18 protein-coding genes are annotated in these 17,063 nt (G+C 74.7%); 8 read left to right on the forward strand and 10 right to left on the reverse strand.

The genetic code is table 11. The features are described from left to right. Positions 1-27 precede the first annotated feature (27 nt). On the reverse strand, positions 28-972 hold the full coding sequence (locus FHX73_RS20420) for a serine hydrolase domain-containing protein (RefSeq protein ID WP_145906366.1): 945 nt from the start codon (positions 970-972) through the stop codon (positions 28-30). Between the two features lie 6 nt (positions 973-978). Next, the gene (locus FHX73_RS20425) at positions 979-1,863 is read right to left on the reverse strand and encodes an aminoglycoside phosphotransferase family protein (RefSeq protein ID WP_145906367.1); all 885 of its coding nucleotides are present in this window, start codon (positions 1,861-1,863) and stop codon (positions 979-981) included. A 91-nt stretch (positions 1,864-1,954) separates the two neighbouring features. On the opposite strand from FHX73_RS20425, the gene FHX73_RS47255 reads away from it, so the two are divergent. Together FHX73_RS47255 and FHX73_RS20435 are read left to right on the forward strand one after the other, a co-directional pair. Then, positions 1,955-2,902 carry a zinc-binding dehydrogenase gene (locus tag FHX73_RS47255; RefSeq protein WP_145906368.1) on the forward strand — a complete coding sequence of 316 codons (948 nt, stop codon included), beginning with the start codon at positions 1,955-1,957 and terminating at the stop codon, positions 2,900-2,902. 144 nt (positions 2,903-3,046) lie between these two features. Continuing rightward, positions 3,047-3,682, forward strand: coding sequence for a nucleoside/nucleotide kinase family protein (locus tag FHX73_RS20435; RefSeq protein WP_145906369.1), 636 nt, complete (start codon positions 3,047-3,049; stop codon positions 3,680-3,682). Between the two features lie 168 nt (positions 3,683-3,850). On the opposite strand, the gene FHX73_RS20440 is transcribed toward FHX73_RS20435, so the two are convergent. Beyond that, positions 3,851-4,636 (reverse strand): inositol monophosphatase family protein, encoded by a 786-nt coding sequence (locus FHX73_RS20440; protein ID WP_145906370.1) that lies wholly within the window; start codon positions 4,634-4,636, stop codon positions 3,851-3,853. A 128-nt stretch (positions 4,637-4,764) separates the two neighbouring features. Here FHX73_RS20440 and FHX73_RS20445 point away from each other — a divergent pair, with 128 nt between their 5' ends. Next, on the forward strand, positions 4,765-5,742 hold the full coding sequence (locus FHX73_RS20445) for an Lrp/AsnC family transcriptional regulator (protein ID WP_145906371.1): 978 nt from the start codon (positions 4,765-4,767) through the stop codon (positions 5,740-5,742). Positions 5,743-5,803: 61 nt separating this feature from the next. Here FHX73_RS20445 and FHX73_RS20450 read toward each other — a convergent pair whose 3' ends face one another. Further along, a complete protein-coding gene (locus tag FHX73_RS20450) occupies positions 5,804-6,283 on the reverse strand; it encodes a hypothetical protein (protein WP_145906372.1) in 480 nt (159 codons plus the stop codon). 292 nt (positions 6,284-6,575) lie between these two features. On the opposite strand from FHX73_RS20450, the gene FHX73_RS20455 reads away from it, so the two are divergent. After that, complete coding sequence (locus tag FHX73_RS20455; RefSeq protein WP_145906373.1) at positions 6,576-7,946, forward strand: choice-of-anchor A family protein; 1,371 nt, start codon at positions 6,576-6,578, stop codon at positions 7,944-7,946. A 107-nt stretch (positions 7,947-8,053) separates the two neighbouring features. Here the strand turns inward: FHX73_RS20455 and kynU are convergent, their stop codons facing one another. Further along, entirely contained in the window at positions 8,054-9,289 is a 1,236-nt protein-coding gene (gene kynU, locus FHX73_RS20460) for a kynureninase (RefSeq protein ID WP_145906374.1), read from the reverse strand. After that, complete coding sequence (locus FHX73_RS45645) at positions 9,286-10,134, reverse strand: tryptophan 2,3-dioxygenase (protein ID WP_145906375.1); 849 nt, start codon at positions 10,132-10,134, stop codon at positions 9,286-9,288. Before FHX73_RS45645 ends, kynU begins: the two co-directional genes overlap by 4 nt. 154 nt (positions 10,135-10,288) lie before the next feature. Here FHX73_RS45645 and FHX73_RS20470 point away from each other — a divergent pair, with 154 nt between their 5' ends. Further along, positions 10,289-10,738 (forward strand): Lrp/AsnC family transcriptional regulator, encoded by a 450-nt coding sequence (locus FHX73_RS20470; RefSeq protein WP_145906376.1) that lies wholly within the window; start codon positions 10,289-10,291, stop codon positions 10,736-10,738. A 37-nt stretch (positions 10,739-10,775) separates the two neighbouring features. Here the strand turns inward: FHX73_RS20470 and FHX73_RS20475 are convergent, their stop codons facing one another. Continuing rightward, entirely contained in the window at positions 10,776-11,417 is a 642-nt protein-coding gene (locus FHX73_RS20475; protein WP_145906377.1) for a MarC family protein, read from the reverse strand. A gap of 194 nt (positions 11,418-11,611) precedes the next feature. On the opposite strand from FHX73_RS20475, the gene FHX73_RS20480 reads away from it, so the two are divergent. The 3 genes from FHX73_RS20480 to FHX73_RS20490 all read left to right on the forward strand — a co-directional run bounded on the left by FHX73_RS20480 (position 11,612) and on the right by FHX73_RS20490 (position 13,974). Next, positions 11,612-12,154, forward strand: coding sequence for a DoxX family protein (locus FHX73_RS20480; protein ID WP_145906378.1), 543 nt, complete (start codon positions 11,612-11,614; stop codon positions 12,152-12,154). 198 nt (positions 12,155-12,352) lie between these two features. Beyond that, on the forward strand, positions 12,353-13,264 hold the full coding sequence (locus FHX73_RS20485) for an undecaprenyl-diphosphate phosphatase (protein WP_145906379.1): 912 nt from the start codon (positions 12,353-12,355) through the stop codon (positions 13,262-13,264). A 110-nt stretch (positions 13,265-13,374) separates the two neighbouring features. Further along, positions 13,375-13,974 (forward strand): hypothetical protein, encoded by a 600-nt coding sequence (locus FHX73_RS20490; RefSeq protein WP_145906380.1) that lies wholly within the window; start codon positions 13,375-13,377, stop codon positions 13,972-13,974. 7 nt (positions 13,975-13,981) lie between these two features. On the opposite strand, the gene FHX73_RS20495 is transcribed toward FHX73_RS20490, so the two are convergent. The 3 genes from FHX73_RS20495 to FHX73_RS20505 are packed head-to-tail and all read right to left on the reverse strand — an operon-like array spanning position 13,982 to position 17,049. Then, positions 13,982-15,085, reverse strand: a complete 1,104-nt coding sequence (locus tag FHX73_RS20495) for a threonine aldolase family protein (RefSeq protein ID WP_145906381.1) — start codon at positions 15,083-15,085, stop codon at positions 13,982-13,984. An 18-nt stretch (positions 15,086-15,103) separates the two neighbouring features. Next, positions 15,104-15,769 (reverse strand): response regulator, encoded by a 666-nt coding sequence (locus tag FHX73_RS20500; RefSeq protein ID WP_145906382.1) that lies wholly within the window; start codon positions 15,767-15,769, stop codon positions 15,104-15,106. Beyond that, positions 15,766-17,049: a sensor histidine kinase gene (locus FHX73_RS20505; protein WP_246213613.1), complete on the reverse strand. Its 1,284-nt coding sequence runs from the start codon at positions 17,047-17,049 to the stop codon at positions 15,766-15,768. The genes FHX73_RS20500 and FHX73_RS20505 overlap by 4 nt, the downstream gene beginning before the upstream one ends. Positions 17,050-17,063 lie beyond the last annotated feature (14 nt).

The following is a 17,063-nucleotide window of genomic DNA, read 5'->3' on the forward strand; positions in this document are numbered from 1 at the left end:
CGAGGCGGAGGTCACCCGTGCGGAGCCTCACCCGAACGCCAGCTCGCAGAAGGCCTCGCGGATCCGGTTCATCGGCCCGCGCTCGCGGGTGAAGTGCACCTTGTTGGTGAGCAGGACGGCCCAGCGGCCCAGCGAGGGGGAGAGCCAGAGGGCGGTGCCGGTGAAGCCGTAGTGGGTCCAGATGTCGCGCGCCGGTGGGCTGTTGGGCGCGGGGTGCCAGAACAGGCCGCGCGGCGGGACGAGTCGACCGGTGCGGATGGTGAGGGACTGCTCGGTCCACGGGGTCGGGGTGAGCTGCTGGGCGAGGAAGCGGCCCAGGTCGCCGGTGGTGGAGAAGACGCCCGCGATTCCGCAGACCCCGCCGAGCAGGCGTGCGGACGGGTCGTGCACGACGCCGTGCAGGCCGTCCTCGGTGGGCGCGCAGCCGGTCGGCGGGACGGGGCCGAAGCGGGTCGCGCGCATCCCGAGCGGCTGCCACACCCGTTCGGTGGCGAGCCGGTCCAGTGGCCGGCCGGTGAGGTGTTCGGCCAGGTAGCCGAGGATCAGGGCGGCCCGGTCGGTGTACTCGACGGCCTGCCCGGGCGGTCGGTGCAGCGCCTCGTGCAGCACGCCCGCCCGGATCGCCGCCGGGTCGCTGCCGTAGTGCTCGGCGAGCTCGGCGTGCAGCGGGACGCCGGCGGTGTGGGTGAGCAGTTGGTGGGCCGTCACCGCGCCGAGCGGGTGGCCGGACACCTCCGGCCAGTACCCGCCGAGCGGTGCGTCCGGCGCGAACCCGTCCCGGAGCGTCCCGAGCACCGCCCAGACCGCGACGATCTTGGTGAGGCTCGCCAGGTCGAAGACCGTCTCCGCGGTGGCGGACCCCACCGCCCCGCCGCCCCGGACGCTGCCCGCGTCCCCGTGGGCCCAGGCGGCCCCGGGGTGGACGCGGTCGCGCACCCCGTCGGCGAGCAGGCGGTGGATCCGGGTGTCCACGGTCCGTCAGTCCTCCTTGAGCAACTGCCCGATGACGTGCCGCGAGCTCGCGGCCAGGGCCGGGTTGCGGTCACGGTAGTACGGCAGCTGGATCAGCGCGATCGAGAGCGCCCAGCCGCGCGCCCGGACCCAGGTCGCGTCGTCCTCGCCGGCGGCGGCGCGGAAGGCGGGCCGGCTGGCGGCCGGCAGCAGGTTCCAGGCCGGGTACAGGTCCACGGCCGGGTCGCCGGTGCCCATCGCGCCGAAGTCGATCACGGCGGTGAGCCGTTGGTCGGCGTCGAGCAGCAGGTTGCCCGGGGCCAGGTCGCCGTGCAGCCAGACCGGCGGGCCGGTCCACCCGGGCGCGTCCAGGGCGGCCTGCCAGATCGTCAGCAGGGCCTCGCGGTCGAGGGGTTCGCCGAGCCGGACGGCCTCGTCGAGCGCGGCCCTGGTCCCCGCGTCCCGGCGGGCCAGCGGGCGGCCGCGCCCGGCCGGCGGGCCGCCGGGCAGCCGGACCGCGTGCAGGGCGGCGACGAACTCGCCGAGGTCGGTGGCCAGCCCGTCCGGCTCGGCGAGCCCGCCGACCACCGGGTTGTCGCCCTCGGCCCACTCGCAGACCGTCCACGGCCAGGGGAACCCGGCGCCGGGGCGGCCGGTGGCGACGGGCAGCGGGACGCTCCGGGGCAGCAGCGGGCCGAGTCGGGGCAGCCACTCCTGCTCGCGGGTGATGCTGCCCACCGCGTCGGCGACCCGCGGCAGCCGGACGGCCAGCCGCTCGCCGAGCCGGAACATCGCGTTGTCGGTGCCGGTGGACCGGACCCGGACCGGCTCCGGGCCGGCCCACTGCGGGAACTGCTCGGCGAGCAGCCGGCGCACCAGCGCCGCGTCGATCGGGTGCTCGTCGGGATGCATGGGGGTGATCGACTCCGGCAAGGCTTGACCTCCAGTCGGCTTGAGGTACGAGCATGGGCCCCGGACGATCCACCGATCAAGGAGTTTTCCCATGCGTGCCATCTGGCTGCGGTCCTTCGGCGACCCCTCGGTGCTGGTGCCCGGGGCGGCACCCGACCCGGTGCCGGGCCCCGGCGAGGTGCTGGTGGCCGTGGAGTTCGCCAACACCACGTTCGTCGAGACCCAGTTCCGGGCCACCGGCGCCGGCCCGTTCCGGGTCGAGCTGCCGGTCATCCCGGGCAACGGGGTGGGCGGCACGGTGACCGCGCTGGGCGAGGGGGCGCCGGCCGAGCTGCTCGGGCGGCGCGTGGTGAGCAGCCTGTCGGGCACCGGCGGGTACGCCGAGCTGGCGGCCGTTCCGGCGGCCGGCCTGCACCTGGTCCCGGACGGGCTGGCACTGGACGAGGCGGTGGCGCTGCTGGCCGACGGGCGCACCGCCGTGCTGCAGCTGCGGGCGGTGCGCCCGGCGGCGGGGGAGCGGGTGCTGGTGGAGGCGGCGGCCGGCGGGGTGGGCTCGCTGCTGGTGCAGCTGGCCGCGGCGGCCGGCGCGCAGGTGGTCGCGGCGGCGGGCGGGGCGCGCAAGCTGGCGCTGGCCCGGGAGTTGGGCGCGGACCTGGCGGTGGACTACCGGGAGCCGGGCTGGACGGAGCTGGCCGGGCCGGTGGACGCGGTGCTGGACGGGGTGGGCGGTGAGGTCGGCCGGGCCGCGTTCGAGCTGCTGCGGCCGGGCGGGCGGATGGCCAGCTACGGGCTGTCCGCCGGCGAGTGGTCGGCGGTCCCGGCCGAGGCGGCGGCCGCGCGGGGGGTGGAGCTGGTGACGGCGGACCGCAGCCCCGCGGCGCTGCGCTCGGCGACCGCGTTCGCGCTGGCCGAGGCGGCGGCGGGGCGGCTGCGGCCGGTGATCGGCCAGCGCTTCCCGCTGGCCGGGGCGGCGGCCGCGCACGCGGCGATGGAGGCCCGGGCGACGGTCGGCAAGACGCTGCTGGAGGTGCGGCGGTGAGGCCCTGCGGGTGTGCGGGCGACGTCCGGGGCGGAGGGTTCGGGGGCGCGGTGGGCGACGTCCGGCGCGGCGGGTCCGGGGTCGCGGTGGGTCCGGTGAGCGCCGTGGGGACGCCGGGGGCGCCCGGTTAGCATGGGCCGCATCATGCGGCTGCAACCGATCTCCTGGCCCCGGCTCACCGGCCAACTCGCCGACCGGATCGAGCGGCTGACGCCGCAGGACGGCGGGCAGTGGCCCCGGGTGGCACTGGACGGGGCGTCGGCGGCGCACCCGGAGCGGCTGGCCGAGCGGTTGGCCGACGAGCTGCGGCTGCGCGGCCGGGCGGTGCAGCGGATCCGGTCGGTGGACTTCCTGCGGTCGGCCTCGCTGCGGCTGGAGTACGGCCACCAGGACCCGGACGCCTACCTGGACCGCTGGCTGGACGACAACGCCTTGTTCCGCGAGGTGTTCACGCCGCTCGACCCGGGCGGCAGCGGCCGGGTGCTGCCGGACCTGCGGGACCCGCGCACCGACCGGTCCACCCGCAGCGGCTACCGCGAACTGGCGCCCGGCACGGTGCTGCTGCTGGACGGGGCGCTGCTGCTCGGGCGCTGGTTCCCGCTGGACCTGACGGTGCACCTGCTGCTCTCGCCGGCCGCGCTGGCCCGCCGCACCGGGCCGGGGGAGCAGTGGACGCTGCCCGCCTTCGCCCGGTACGAGTCCGAGGTGCGGCCGACGGAGGCGGCGGACGTGGTGGTGCGGGTGGACGACCCGAAGCACCCAGCTTGGAACGTGGTGTGACGTCCCCTCATCCTCCGATCGGCTACGAACCGTCAGCCGATCGGGTGATACCGGTGGTGCGTGCGGCGCGGGAGCATGGTTCCAGCTGGAATCAACTGAGCTGAAATCAACCGAGTGGCAATCAGCCGAGTGGCAATCAACCTGAGCAGGAATCAACCTGAGTAGGAATCAGCTGAGCAGCCGCGCCAGTTCGGCGTGGGTGCCGGGGCCGGCGGCCAGGAAGCCGGCGGACTCCGCCGGCCGCCAGGGCGCCCCGGTGTGGTCGGTGACCATGGCGCCGGCCTCGGCGGCGATCAGTGCGCCCGGCAGGAGGTTGGCGCCGTCCAGGCCGAACTCCCAGAAGGCGTCCAGGTGTCCGGAGCCGACCTGGGCGACCTGGAGCGAGGTGGGGCCGAGGTTGCGCACGGCCAGCACCCCGCCGCTCAGCACCGCGCTGAGCGAACTGCCCGCCCGGTGCACGGCGGTCGGGTCCGCCGGCACCGTGGGCGGCTGGCTGGTGGCCACCACGGCGGCGGCCAACTCCCGTCGCGAGGGCGCGATCGGACGGCCGTTCAGCCAGGCACCGGTGCCGCACAGGGCGGTGTAGGTGAGGCCCAACTGCGGGGCGTGCACCACGGCGAGCAGCGGCTCGCCGTCCCGCAGCAGGGTCGCCGTCACCGCCCAGTGCGGCAGGCCGAGCAAGTACTGGATCGCGCCGTCGGTGGCGTCGCAGAGCCACCAGTCGCCGCTGGTCGGCACGGCGGTGTCCAGCTCCTCGGCCACCCAGCCGGCCTGCGGGTGCAGTGCGGACAGCCGCTCGCGCAGCAACTCGGCGGCCGGCGCGTCGAGCTCGGCGAAGGCGCGCATGGCAGCAGGCCGGTCGGTCGCCCGAGTCGGCTCGGGCCGGTGCAGTTCGGTCAGCCGGGCGCCGGTCTCGCGCACCGCCGCCTCGACCCGGACCAGCAGCTCGCTCATGTGCTCCATCGTTCCCGTCCCCTCGTGCGCCCAGTGGCTTCAACAGGACAAGAGGTACCGTCAGTGCGGCCGACCAGGACGTCGGTGTACGGGAGAACGGTGGAGATCGGACATTGACACCTGAAGAGATGGCGAATCCGGCCACCCTGGACCGACTCGACCAGCGGCTGGTCTGCGCGCTGCAACTGGACGGCCGGGCCGAGCCGGGCCGGATCGCCGCGGCGCTCGGGGTCTCGGTCCGCACGGTGACCAGGCGGCTGGCCCGGCTGCGGGAGACCGGGGTGGCCCGGGTGGTGCTGATGCCCCGCGCGGAGGACGAGGCGGTCGGCGCCCTGCTGCTGCGGGTGCGGGTGCTGAGCGGCCGGGTCGCGGCGGTGGCGGAGGCGCTGGCCGCCCGCCTCGACGTGCCCTTCGTGGACGTGATGCTCGGCGGCCAGGAGGTGGGCGCGGTGCTCGTCACCGACCAGCCGGGCCGGGACCGGCTCTTCTACCGGCAGCTGCCGGGCACCGACGCGGTGACCGAGACCACGGTGCACGCCGTGCTGCACCTGTTCGGGGACGCCGGCGGCTGGCGGGCGGGGCTGCTCAGCCCCGACGAGGAGGCCGCGCTGGCGGTGGCGCCGGAGCCCGACGCGGTCCGGCTGACGGCGGGTGAGCTGGACGAGCTGGACCGGGCCCTGCTCGCCGCGCTCGCCCCGGACGCCCGCCGCTCGGCGAGCGGGCTCGCCGCGGAGCTCGGCACGCCCGAGTCCACGGTGCGGCGGCGCCTGCTGCGACTGGGGGCGGGCGGCCTGCTGCACACCCACGTGACCGTCGATCCGCGGCTGCTCGGCCTCGCGGTGGATGCCAACCTCTGGCTCTCGGTGCCGCCCGGCCGGCTCGCGGAGGCGGGCGAAGCCCTCGCGGCCCATCCGCAGACGCACGGGGTGGCGGCCACCAGCGGCCCGCACAACCTGATGGCGGCGGTCTTCTGCCCGGACTACGAGTCGCTCTACCGGTTCACCACCGAGGTGCTCGGCCCGCTGGGCGCCGACCGGGTGGAGGCGGCGATCGTCGGCCGGGCGGTCAAGCGGGCCGGCGCCCGGGTGGTGCTGCCCAGGCTCTGACCTCTGACCGGCCCGGGCTCTGACCGGCCCGGATTCCGACGGCCCGGGCCCTGAGGCTGCGTCAGGCGTGCGTGGTGGAGCCCGGGCGGATCACCATCAGTACCGTGACCACGGCCCAGAGCAGCGAGAACAGCCCGGTGCTCATGGTGAGCAGCTTGAGGCCGCCGAGCGCCCGGCCGGCGTCCGCGTCCGCCTCGCCGGCCAGCGCGGCGACCACCGCGTCCTGCCGGGGCAGGACCAGCACCAGCAGCACCAGGGCGGCGACGATGGTGAGCACCATCGAGGCGATCAGCCAAGGGCTGCTCATGATGCCCATCACCTGGGCGGTGCCGATGCCGATCACCGGCACCAGGACGCCGAGGGCCGCGTAGATCCGGGTGATCCGGTGCAGGGTGCGCACGGAGGCGGCCTCGCCGGCCGCCTCCGGGCCGTCGCCCAGCGCGGCGCGGGCCTTGCGCGGGAACATGCTCGCCGCGACCGTGACCGGGCCGATGGCGATCACGGCCAGCAGGACATGCAGGCTCAACAGGAACTTGGCCATGGGATCGACCGCTTTCGCACTGGTCCGACGGGTGGTTCTCTACGGGTGGTTCTCGACGGGTGGTTCTCGGGCTCGCCGCGGACGGCAGCACCGTCCGGCACGCTAACACCCGCTCGATCGGGCCCCGTCGCCCGGTCCCGGAGTGCGCCGTTCGAATGACATTTGATCGTTTTTGCGACTTGTCACGGTATGGCCTCCCGCCCGGCCGCTCGCGCTGATCTTGGATGGCCCGGGTGTGTGTCCCCGGCGCACCCCAAGGGCCGCGGGACCAGCGATCGGTGGAGGCGAGAGCATGAGGCACAGAGGCAGATCCGCACTGCTGGCGGCGGTCGCGGTGGCCGCACTGGCGGTGTTGCCGGGCACCCACGCGGCGGCGGTGCAGCTGCCGCCCCCACTCGGGCCCTGTGGCGGTCCGGACTGCCCCTCGACCTGGCAGCCGCCGAACAACGGCACCATCGCCGGCCGCGACTCCAACATCAACGTCTTCGTCGGCGGCAACTACGACGCGACCGGCCGGGCCGCCGAGGTCGAGGGCCGGATCGTCACCCTGGGCGATTTCACGCTGGACAAGAGCGGCGGTGGCGGCGGCTTCAACATGGGGGAGGTCGGCGTCGGCTCCCGGGTCCCGCCGCCGAACGGCAGCGACTTCGTCTCGGTCGGCGGCAACGTCACCTCCCGGCCGGGCAACCACATCATCGTCGGCGGGCCCGACGCCTACGGGAACCTGCGCTACGGCGGCACCCTCACCGGCAACATCACCGTCGAGCCCACCGGACAGGCGGTGCACGACACCGGCGTGCGCGACGAGTACGCGCCGCTGCGCGACACCATCCACACCTTCTCCGACTGCGCCGCGCAGCAGACCGCCACCGGCACCGTGGCCGTCACCAACAGCGAGGCCACCTTCACCGGTGACGGCACCAGCGCCCGGCAGGTCTTCAACGTCACCGGGAACCTGGCCAGCTCCAGCGGCGGCCAGATCGGCCTGGTCTTCACCAACATCCCGGCCGGCGCCACGGTGATCGTCAACATGCTGTCCGACGCCCCGGTGATCAACACCTACACCGGCACCGGCCAGGCGGGCGACCAGCTGACCGAGCTGCGCCCCAAGCTGCTGTGGAACTTCCCGACCGCCAGCAGCGCCACCGTCACCGGCAGCGCGCAGTTCCAGGGCTCGATCATGGCCGGCAACCCGGCCGGCACCACGACGCTCTCCCAGCCCGGCATCAACGGCCGGGTCTACCTGGCCGGCAACCTGGTCCAGACCAGCTCGGGCGGTGGCTACGAGATCCACGCCTACCCGTTCGACGGCGACCTGCCGGAGTGCGGCACCACGCCCACCCCGACCCCGACCCCGAGCCCCACCGAGTCGCCCACCCCCTCGCCGTCGCCCACCACCCCGACCGCGAGCCCGACCACCCCGACCGCCTCGCCCACCGAGACCGTCACCGCCAGCACCTCGGTGAGCCCCAGCCCCTCGGCCAGCGAGACCGGCGAGACGCACTCGCCCCGGCCCACCTCCAGCAACAGCGGCGAGCTGCCCGACACCGGCGCCGACGACACCGGTCCGCTGCTCGGCACCGTCGGCGGGCTGCTGATCGCCGGCGGCGCGGCCGTCCTGGCCGGCCACCAGCTGACCCGCCGCCGCGGCCGCCACAGCTGACACCACGCCAGCTGACATCACGCCAGCAGGCAGAACGACGGCCGCCCGCCACCCCTCTCCGGGGTGGCGGGCGGCCCGCATACGACGTCCCGTCAGACCACGCCCCGTCAGGTCACCGCGCCGCGCCGGTGGAACCGTTCGGCCTGCCACTCCCCGCTGGCCAGCACCTCGCGCAGCGCCTCCGCGGCGTCCCAGGCATCGGTGTAGGAGGTGTAGAGCGGGGTGAAGCCGAACCGCATCAGGTCGGGCGCCCGGAAGTCGCCGATCACCCCGCGCTCGATCAGCGCCTGCACCACCGGGAAGCCGTCCGGGTGCCGGAGCGCCACCTGGCTGCCGCGCCGCTCCGGCTCGGCCGGGGTGACGACCTCCAGGCCCAGTTGCGCGCAGCGGCCCATGAACAGCTCGGTCAGCGCCAGGCTCTTGGCCCGCACCTGGGCCAGGTCCACCTGCTCCCAGATCTCCAGGGTGGCCCGCAGCCCGGCCAGCGCCAGCAGCGGCGGGAAGCTGGTGAGGAACTGCCCGATCCCCTCGGTCGGCCGGTACTCGGGCTTGAAGGAGAACGGCTCGGCGTGCCCGAACCAGCCGGTCAGCGGCTGCCGCACCGCCGCGTGGTGCCGGGGCGCGGCGTACAGGAAGCCCGGCGCGCACGGCCCGGCGTTCAGGTACTTGTAGGTGCAGCCCACCGCGAAGTCCACCTGGCAGGCCGTCAGGTCGATCGGCAGCGCGCCGGCCGAGTGGCACAGGTCCCAGACCATCAGCGCGCCCGCCCGGTGCACCCGTTCGGTGATCTCCGCCATGTCCAGCAGCACGCCGGTGCGGTAGTCCACGTGGGAGAGCAGCACGACGGCCACGTCACCGCCGGCCAGCTGCTCGTCCAGCTCGTCCAGCGAGCCGAGCAGCACGCTGCGCGCGCCGTCGAACAGCCCGGTGACGCCCTCGGCGATGTAGAGGTCGGTCGGGAAGGTGTCCCGCTCGCCGAGCACCGTGCGCCGGCCCGGGCGCATCCGCAGCGCGGCGGTGAGGATCTTGAACAGGTTGACCGAGACGCTGTCGCAGACCAGCACCTCGCCGGCCGCGGCGCCGACCAGCGGCGCGATCCGGTCGCCCAGGGTGTGCGGCAGCTCGGTCCAGCCGGCCGCGTTCCAGCTGGTGATCAGGCCCTGGCCCCACTCCTCCTCGACGGTGCGGCGGACCACCTCGGGGGTGCGCACCGGCAGCACGCCGAGCGAGTTCCCGTCGAGGTAGACGGCGTCGGCGGGGAGCGTGAACTCCTTGCGCAGCGGGCCCAGCGGATCGGCGGCGTCGAGCGCCGCGCACTGCTCACGGGTGGTGGGGACGGTCACAGCTCTCCTCGTACGGTCCACAGCTCCGGAAAGACGTCCTGGTCGGCGGCGCTCTTCAACCAGGTCATCCCGGAGGAGCCGCCGCTGCCCGGCTTCTCGCCCATGGTGCGCTTCACCGAGGAGTAGTGCCGCTGACGCCACCGGGTGACCCGCTCCGCAGTGTCCAGCAGCGCCTCGCCCAGTGCGAACAGGTCGGCGTGTGCGGGTTCGGTGTAGACGGTCAGCCAGGCGGCCTGCACGGCGGCGTCCGCCCGGTACCGCTCCGGGCCCGCGGCGGGGGCGGCGGCCAGCAGGCCGCGCCGGGCCAGCAGGGCCAGCACCTCGTCGTAGAGCGTGGGCGCGTGCAGCGCCTCGGTGAGCTCGCGCTGCACCTCGGGCGCGCCGGCGTACATCTCCAGCAGTCGGCCGGACTTGTTGCCGAGCAGGAACTCCAGCTTGAGGTAGGCCGAGGACTGGAACCCGGAGGCCTCGCCCAGCACCGGCCGGAAGGCGCTGAACTCCACCGGCGTGAGGGTGGCCAGCAGGTCCCAGGAGTTGTTCAGCACGTCCTGGGTGAGCGCGCCCCGGCGCAGCGCGGCCCGGGCGCCGGCCGGGTCGTCGGCCCGCAGCGCCCGCTGGGCCACGGTCCATTCGTGGCGCAGCAGGTCGAAGAGCAGCTCCATCACCTGGGTCGTGATGATGAAGGACAGCTCGGCGTCCACCTCGCTGCGCGGCTGCTGCAGGGTGTGCAGCACGTCGAGCCGGGCGTAGCGCTCGTAGGGTGTGGCGCCGGACTGCCCGGCCGCCTCGGCCGCCAGGTCGGGGTCGAAGACCAGGTTCGGTTCCTGGACGGTGGACTGGGCCATGTTCCGCTACCCCCTCGGATGATCGGTGCGGACTATTGTGCGGCGGGTCCCCCGGCGTCTTGAATGGGCGACGACTACCCGATCGGACGGATCGCCTTCCGATCGAAAGGACTTTTCCGCAATCACCCGTCCGTCGTTCTGGAAGGCCCTCCGCATGGCACTGGACGCGCTGGACCGCCGGCTGCTCGCCGAACTGCAGGCCGACGCCAGGCTCTCCTACAACGAATTGTCCCGCCGGGTCAGCCTGTCGTCCCCGGCGGTCGCCGAGCGGGTGCGCCGGCTGGAGGCGGACGGGGTGATCGGCGGCTACCACGCGCACGTCGACCTGGCCAGGGCCGGCCTGCCGATCACCGCGCTGGTCCAGGTGCAGTGCTACGGGCCGCGCTGCGTGCTGCGCGACCCGGAGGTGGCCGACTGGCCGGAGGTGCTGCAGCTGCACCGGGTCACCGGCGGCGCCTGCTGCGTGCTGCTGGTCGCGGTCCCCGGGATGGCCGAGTTCGAGGCGCTGGCCGACCGGCTGGCCGCCTACGGCCGCCCGGAGAGCTCGATGGTCCTCTCCAGCCCGGTGCCCTGGCGCCCGGTGAACCCGCCGCCGAACGCCTGACGCCCGCCCGCCCAGCCCGCCCGGCCCGCCCGGGACCTCAATGCCCGCCGGTGCTCGACAGGTGCACCCCCAGGCCCGACAGGCCGTCCAGGAAGAGCTCCACGCCGACCGCCGCCAGCAGCAGCCCGAGCAGCCGGGAGAGCACCTCCAGCGAGGTCTGGTGGGTGCGCCGCAGCAGCGGCGCCAGCAGCAGCACGCTGATCGCGTTGATCGCCACCACCGCCAGGTACGCCCCGGTGACGGTGAACCGCCAGCCCCAGGTGTCCTTGGTCAGCGATTCCACCAGCACGGCGGTGATCGCCAGCGGGCTGGCGATGTACGGCAGGGTCAGCTCCCGCACGCCCTCGGCCAGCGGGTTGTTCAGCTCGTCGCCGTCCAGCTCCTCGTCCGAGCCGAAGTGCACGCCCAGCACCAGCCCGACCGCGTAGAGGAAGAAGATCACCCCGCCGGCCAGCTGCAGCGACTCGTCGCTCACGTGGAAGAACGAGGTCACCGCGTCGGCCAGCGAGGACATCAGCACCCCGACCGCGGCCGCCAGCGCGGTGCTCACCGCGAGCAGCCGCACCAGCTCCCGGTGGGTGCGGGTGCGGCTCAGGTGCGCGTAGGCGAGCAGCACCTTGGGCGGGCCGACCACGGCGAAGAAGGTGACGAACGCGCTGCTCAGGTTCAGGACCGACATCCCCCCAGCATGGTCGAGCCGCCCCCGCCCGACCCGCCGCCGCACCGGCGGGTCGCCCACCGTGACGACCGTCTCACCAGCGCGTCCCGGGTCCCCCGGATGGCCGCGCCAGGGTCGAGGGGGCGACGGCCGTCGGATGGGATGGACGGTATCCAGGGGGCTCTCGGGGCAGAGAGATTGAAGAGGACACCATCATGGGCTGTGTCAACCGCAAGGACCTGGGACTGTTCGTGCTGCGGGCGGCCGTCGGCGGGGTGCTGTTCTCGCACGGCACCCAGAAGCTCTTCGGCTGGTTCGGCGGCGGCGGGCTGGAGGGCACCGCGAAGGGGATGGAGGCGATGGGCTTCAAGCCCGGCGGGCAGAGCGCGCTGGCGGCCGGCCTGGGCGAGGCGGGCGGCGGCGCGCTGCTGGTCGCCGGGCTGGCCACCCCGGTGGCCGGGCCGGTGGTGGCGGGCACCATGGCCGGGGCGATCTCGGTGCACTTCCCGCACGGCTTCTTCATCACCAAGGGCGGCTACGAGTACCCGGCGCTGCTCGGCGTCTGCGGCCTGGCGCTCTCCATCGCCGGCCCCGGCCGGTACTCGCTGGACGAGCTGACCGGCCACACCCTCAACCGTCCGCTGCTCGGCCTGCTCTCCTTCGCCGCCGCGGCGGCCGGTGCCTACGGCGTGGTGGGCAAGCGCGAGCGGGGGGTCCGCGAGGCGGCCATCGCGGCGGCCGAGTCCGAGCCGGAGTGACGCCGGGCGCGGCCGTCGCGCGGGCCCGGGGAGCCCGCGACCACACCCAGTCGAACAGCAGGTGAACATCGGGCTCCGACCCGCTTGACGTCTACACAGGTGTAGTACGTTCTCGCGGGGAGGGGCCCGAAAGCTGCGTCATCGCGGCTAGGTACGCTGTCCGCTCCACGAGACCCGTACCGCGACTGAGGGTGTGCGATGTCCCTGACCTACCCGGAATCCATCGGCGTGGGCCTGCTGCAAGGCGTCACCGAGCTCTTCCCGGTCTCCAGCCTGGGGCACAGCATCCTGGTTCCGGCCCTGCTCGGCGGCCAGGTCAAGAAGGACCTGGACATGACCGCCCCCAACTCGCCGTACCTGGCGGTGCTGGTCGGCCTGCACCTGGCCACCGCGCTGGCCCTGGTGGTGTTCTTCCGCAAGGACTGGATACGCGTGATCCGCGGGCTGGTCAGCTCGATACGCGAGCGGCGGATCGAGAGCGTCGAGCAGCGGCTGGCCTGGCTGCTGATCGTCGGCACCATCCCGGTCGGCGTCGCCGGCCTGGTGGCCGAGAAGGCGCTGCGCAGCGCACTCGGCAAGCCGCTGCCGGCGGCGATCTTCCTGGCCCTGAACGGCCTGGTGCTGCTGGGCGCGGACCGGCTGCGCCGCGGTGGCGGCGGCCGTCGACGGGCCGGCGCGGATGCCGCGCACACCCCGGGCGAGGACCCGGCGATCGCCTCGGACCGCCGCCTGGCCAAGCTGACCCTGCGTCAGGGCGTCTGGATCGGCGCCGCCCAGATCCTCGCCCTGCTGCCCGGCATCAGCCGCTCCGGCGTCACCATGAGCACCGGCATCCTGCGCGGCCTCAACCACGAGGACGCGGCCCGGTTCTCCTTCCTGCTGGCCACCCCGGTGATCGCGGCCGCCGCGGTGCTGAAGGTGCCGGAGCTGCTCAAGCCCGAGTACACCGGCATCCGCGGCCCGGTGATCGTCGGCTCGATCTGCGCCTTCGCGGCCGGCTACGTCTCGGTGAAGTTCCTCACCAAGTACTTCGAGAACAAGAGCATGACGCCGTTCGCGATCTACTGCATGGTCGCGGGCGTCGGCAGCGCCATCTACCTGAGCATGTGACTCCGAGCACGTGACGGCCTGACGGACCGTCACCCGGTTGCGCTGCCCCGCTGGCGGCGCGCCGGGCGGGCGCCGAGGGTGGGCGGGAGCGTCCCGACCCTGGAGGCCCCATGGACCGCCGCATCCCGCCCCGCGCCGCCGCGCCCAGCCGTTCGCGCGCCCTCGCCGCCCCCGTCGCCGTCGCGACCGGGGCGGCGCTCTCGTTGGGCCTGGCGCTGGCCGGCTGCTCCTCCTCCAGCAGCTCCAAGGCCACTTCGGCCGCCTCCTCGGCGGCCAGTGCCGCCCAGTCGGCGCTCTCCTCGATCGGCGGCCAGGTGGCCTCGCAGGCGGCCTCGGCGGCCTCCTCGGCGCTCTCCGCCGCCGCCTCGTTCGGCTCCTCGGCGGTCGCCTCGGCCCAGTCCGCCGCTTCCTCGGCCTTCGCCAGTGCGACCGGCGGGCTGGACGCGACGGGCGACGTGAGCCTCGGCACGGTGGCCACCGGCTCCGACGGCAAGGCGCAGGTGCCGGTCACCGTGACCAACCAGCAGTCCGACGCCAAGCGCTACACCGTGCAGGTCGACTTCAAGGACCAGAACGGCTCGCTGCTGGACACCGTCGTGCTGAACGTCGGCCCGGTGCCGGCCGGCCAGTCCGCCAACGCCACGGCGACCGGCAACCGCTCGCTGAGCGGCACGGTGAACGCCTCGGTCGAGCGCGCCGTCCGCTACTGACGGCGGGTCACCGCTGCTTCGCCACCAGCTCCAGCAGCCGCAGGCCGGCCGCCAGCACGTCCTCGGCGGTCCACTCCAGGGCGTCGGCGCCGACCCGGATCTCGGCCATCGCCAGGCCCGGCAGCGCGTCCGTCCAGCCGGTGGCGAACCAGGTGCGCTCGGTCTCGGCCAGCTCCAGGTTGGCCGCCGACAGCGCCTCGGCGGGGTGCGGCAGGTAGAGCTGGAAGCTCTCGGTCTGCGGGGGAGCGGGGTTGATCCGGGCGCCGGGCAGCTCGGCCAGCGCGGTGGCGACGAGCTTGGCGTGCCGGACGTACCCGGGGATCCGGGGCAGCTCGGTCGCCAGGCCGTCCAGCGCGGCGAGCGCGGCCGCCCAGTTGGTCCACAGCTGCCCGCCGTGCCGGTGCCGCCAGCTGCGGGCGTAGCCGTCCAGCGCGGCGTTCCCGGCCAGCAGGGCGCCGTGGCTGCTGCCGAGCGCCTTGTAGACCGAGACGTAGACGCTGTCGGCCAGCCCGGCGAGCTCGGGCAGCGGCCGGCCGAAGTGCGGCGCCGACTCCCAGAGCCGGGCGCCGTCGAAGTGCACCCGGGCGCCGGCGGCCCGGGCCGCCTCGACCACCGCGACCAGCTCGTCCCAGGAGGGCAGCAGGAAGCCGGCGTCGCGCAGCGGCAGCTCGACCACCGCCGTGCCGTAGGGCTGGCCGAGCCCGGCCAGCTCCTCGGCGGTGTACGGGCGCGGGGCGGCGGTCGGCCAGAGCGCGCGCAGGCCGGTCAGCTGGCTGTAGGCCTGGCGCTCCCAGCGCTCCAGGTGGCTCATCGGGTGCAGCGCCACGGCGTCCCGCCCGGTCAGCTCGGCGCCGAAGCGCAGGGCGACCTGCTGGGCCATGGTGCCGCTCGGGAACCAGACGGCCGCCTCGGTGCCGAGCAGCTCGGCTACCCGCTGCTCCAGCCGCGCGATCGCGCCGAACTCGCCGTAGGAGTCGGGGAGTTCGTCCAGCCCGTCGAGTGTGGCGAGGCGGTCGAGCTGCTCCCGGACGGTCTGCGGGCGCTTGCCGCTCAGGACCCGCTCGCTGGCGCGGAGGGCGGTGAGGCGACGGTCTCTGGCGTTCGAGGTCATCCGGCGATTGTGGGTCGGTCAGGCCGGGCGGACCAAACGGTTTTCGTACGCGAACACCACCGCCTGCACCCGGTCCCGCAGGCCCAGCTTGAGCAGGATCCGACTGACGTGGGTCTTCACGGTGGCCTCGGCCAGCGACAGCTCGGCCGCCACCTCGGCGTTGGACAGCCCCCGGGCCACCTGCGCCAGCACGCTGCGCTCCCGGGCGGTCAGCGACTCCACGGCGCTGCGCGAGCGGTCCGCCGAGCCGTCGGCCGGCAGCTCGGCGGCGAACTGGTCGAGCAGCAGCCGGGTGATCCGCGGCGCCACCACCGCGTCGCCGGCCGCCACGCTGCGCACCGCGCTGAGCAGCTCGGCCGGCTGGGCGTTCTTCAGCAGGAAGCCGGAGGCGCCGGCCCGCAGCCCGGCGAAGGCGTACTCGTCCAGGTCGAAGGTGGTCAGGATGAGCACCTTGGTGTCCGGCGAGGTCTCGACGATCTGCCGGGTCGCCTCGATGCCGTCCATCCCGGGCATCCGGACGTCCATCAGCACCACGTCCGGGTGCAGCTCGCCGACCAGCCGGACGGCCTCGGCGCCGTCGGCGGCCTCGCCGGCCACCGCGAGGTCCGGCTGGGAGTCCAGGACCAGGGTGAAGGCGACCCGCAGCAGTGGCTGGTCGTCCACCAGCAGCACTCGGATGGTCATGACAGCGCCTCCTCGGCGGGTGCGGGCAGGTCGAGGTCGAGGGTGGTGGCCACCCGCCAGCCGCCCTCCGGCAGCGGGCCGGCGGTCAGCTCGCCGCCGTAGGCGGCGGCCCGGTCGCGCATCCCGGCCAGGCCGTGGCCCGCGCCGAGCTGTCCGTCCGCGGGGCGGCGCCGGGCCCGCCCGTCGTCGCGCACCTCCACCCGGAGGGCGGCGGGGCCGCAGTCCACGGTGACCCGGGCCCGGGCGCCGGGCGCGGTGTGCTTGAGGGTGTTGGTCAGCGACTCCTGGACCAGCCGGTAGACGGTCAGCTGGGCGCCGGGGGAGACGTGGCCGTGCTCCCCGTCCAGCCGCAGCTCGCAGGGCAGTCCGGCGGCCCGCACCTGGGCGGTCAGCGCGGCGAGCTGCCCGAGGCCCGGCTGCGGGTGGCGCAGCGCGTCCGGCTCGTCGGCCCGCAGCACGCCGAGGAAGCGGCGCATGTCGGTGAGCGCCTGCCGGCCGGTCTCGGCGGACTGGCGCATCGCCGCGGTGGCCTTCTCGGGCGCGTGCTCGTTGGCGTAGACGGCGCCGTCGGCCAGCGCGACCATCACCGAGAGGTTGTGGGTGACGATGTCGTGCATCTCCCGGGCGATCCGGCTGCGCTCCTCGGCCACGGCGAGCGCCGACTGCTCGTCGCGCCGGCGCTCCAGCTCCCGGGCCCGTTCGTGCAGCGCGGCCAGCTTGGCCTGCCGGGCCCGCACGTTGAGCCCGAGCACCACGGCGGCGGTGGTCACGCCGGAGAGCAGGAAGACGATCCGCAGCGCGCTCTCCAGCACCGGCCGGCCGTGGAAGTCGGGCGGCCAGCGGTAGACGGCCAGCAGCACGCCCAGCTCGGCCACCGCGTAGCCGGCCACGGTCCAGCGGAAGGCGCGGTGCGCGGCCACCGTGTAGAGCGCCACCAGCACCGCGAAGTCGGCCGGCAGCACGTTGGTCCCGCCCCACCAGCTGACCGCCCACTGCGCGAAGGCGACGCCGGCAACGGCCGCGAGGACCGTCACCGGGTGGCGGCGGCGCAGCACCAGCGGCAGCGCCAGGCCGGCCTGGATCAGCAGTTCCCAGGGGTGGTGCGGGTGGAAGCGCTGGTGGGCGGCGGCGCTGGCGGCGAACAGCAGCAGCGCCAGCGCGCCGTCCAGCACCATCGGGTGGCGCTCGCCGAGCCGCAGCGCGCGCAACGCCGAGAGCCCTCGGGCGGCGCCGGGGAAGCACCGCCCGAGGGCTGTCCGGGACAGCTCGGCCGAGGTCATTGCGCCATTGTGCA

This window comes from Kitasatospora viridis (assembly GCF_007829815.1).
Taxonomy (GTDB): Bacteria; Actinomycetota; Actinomycetes; order Streptomycetales; family Streptomycetaceae; genus Kitasatospora; species Kitasatospora viridis.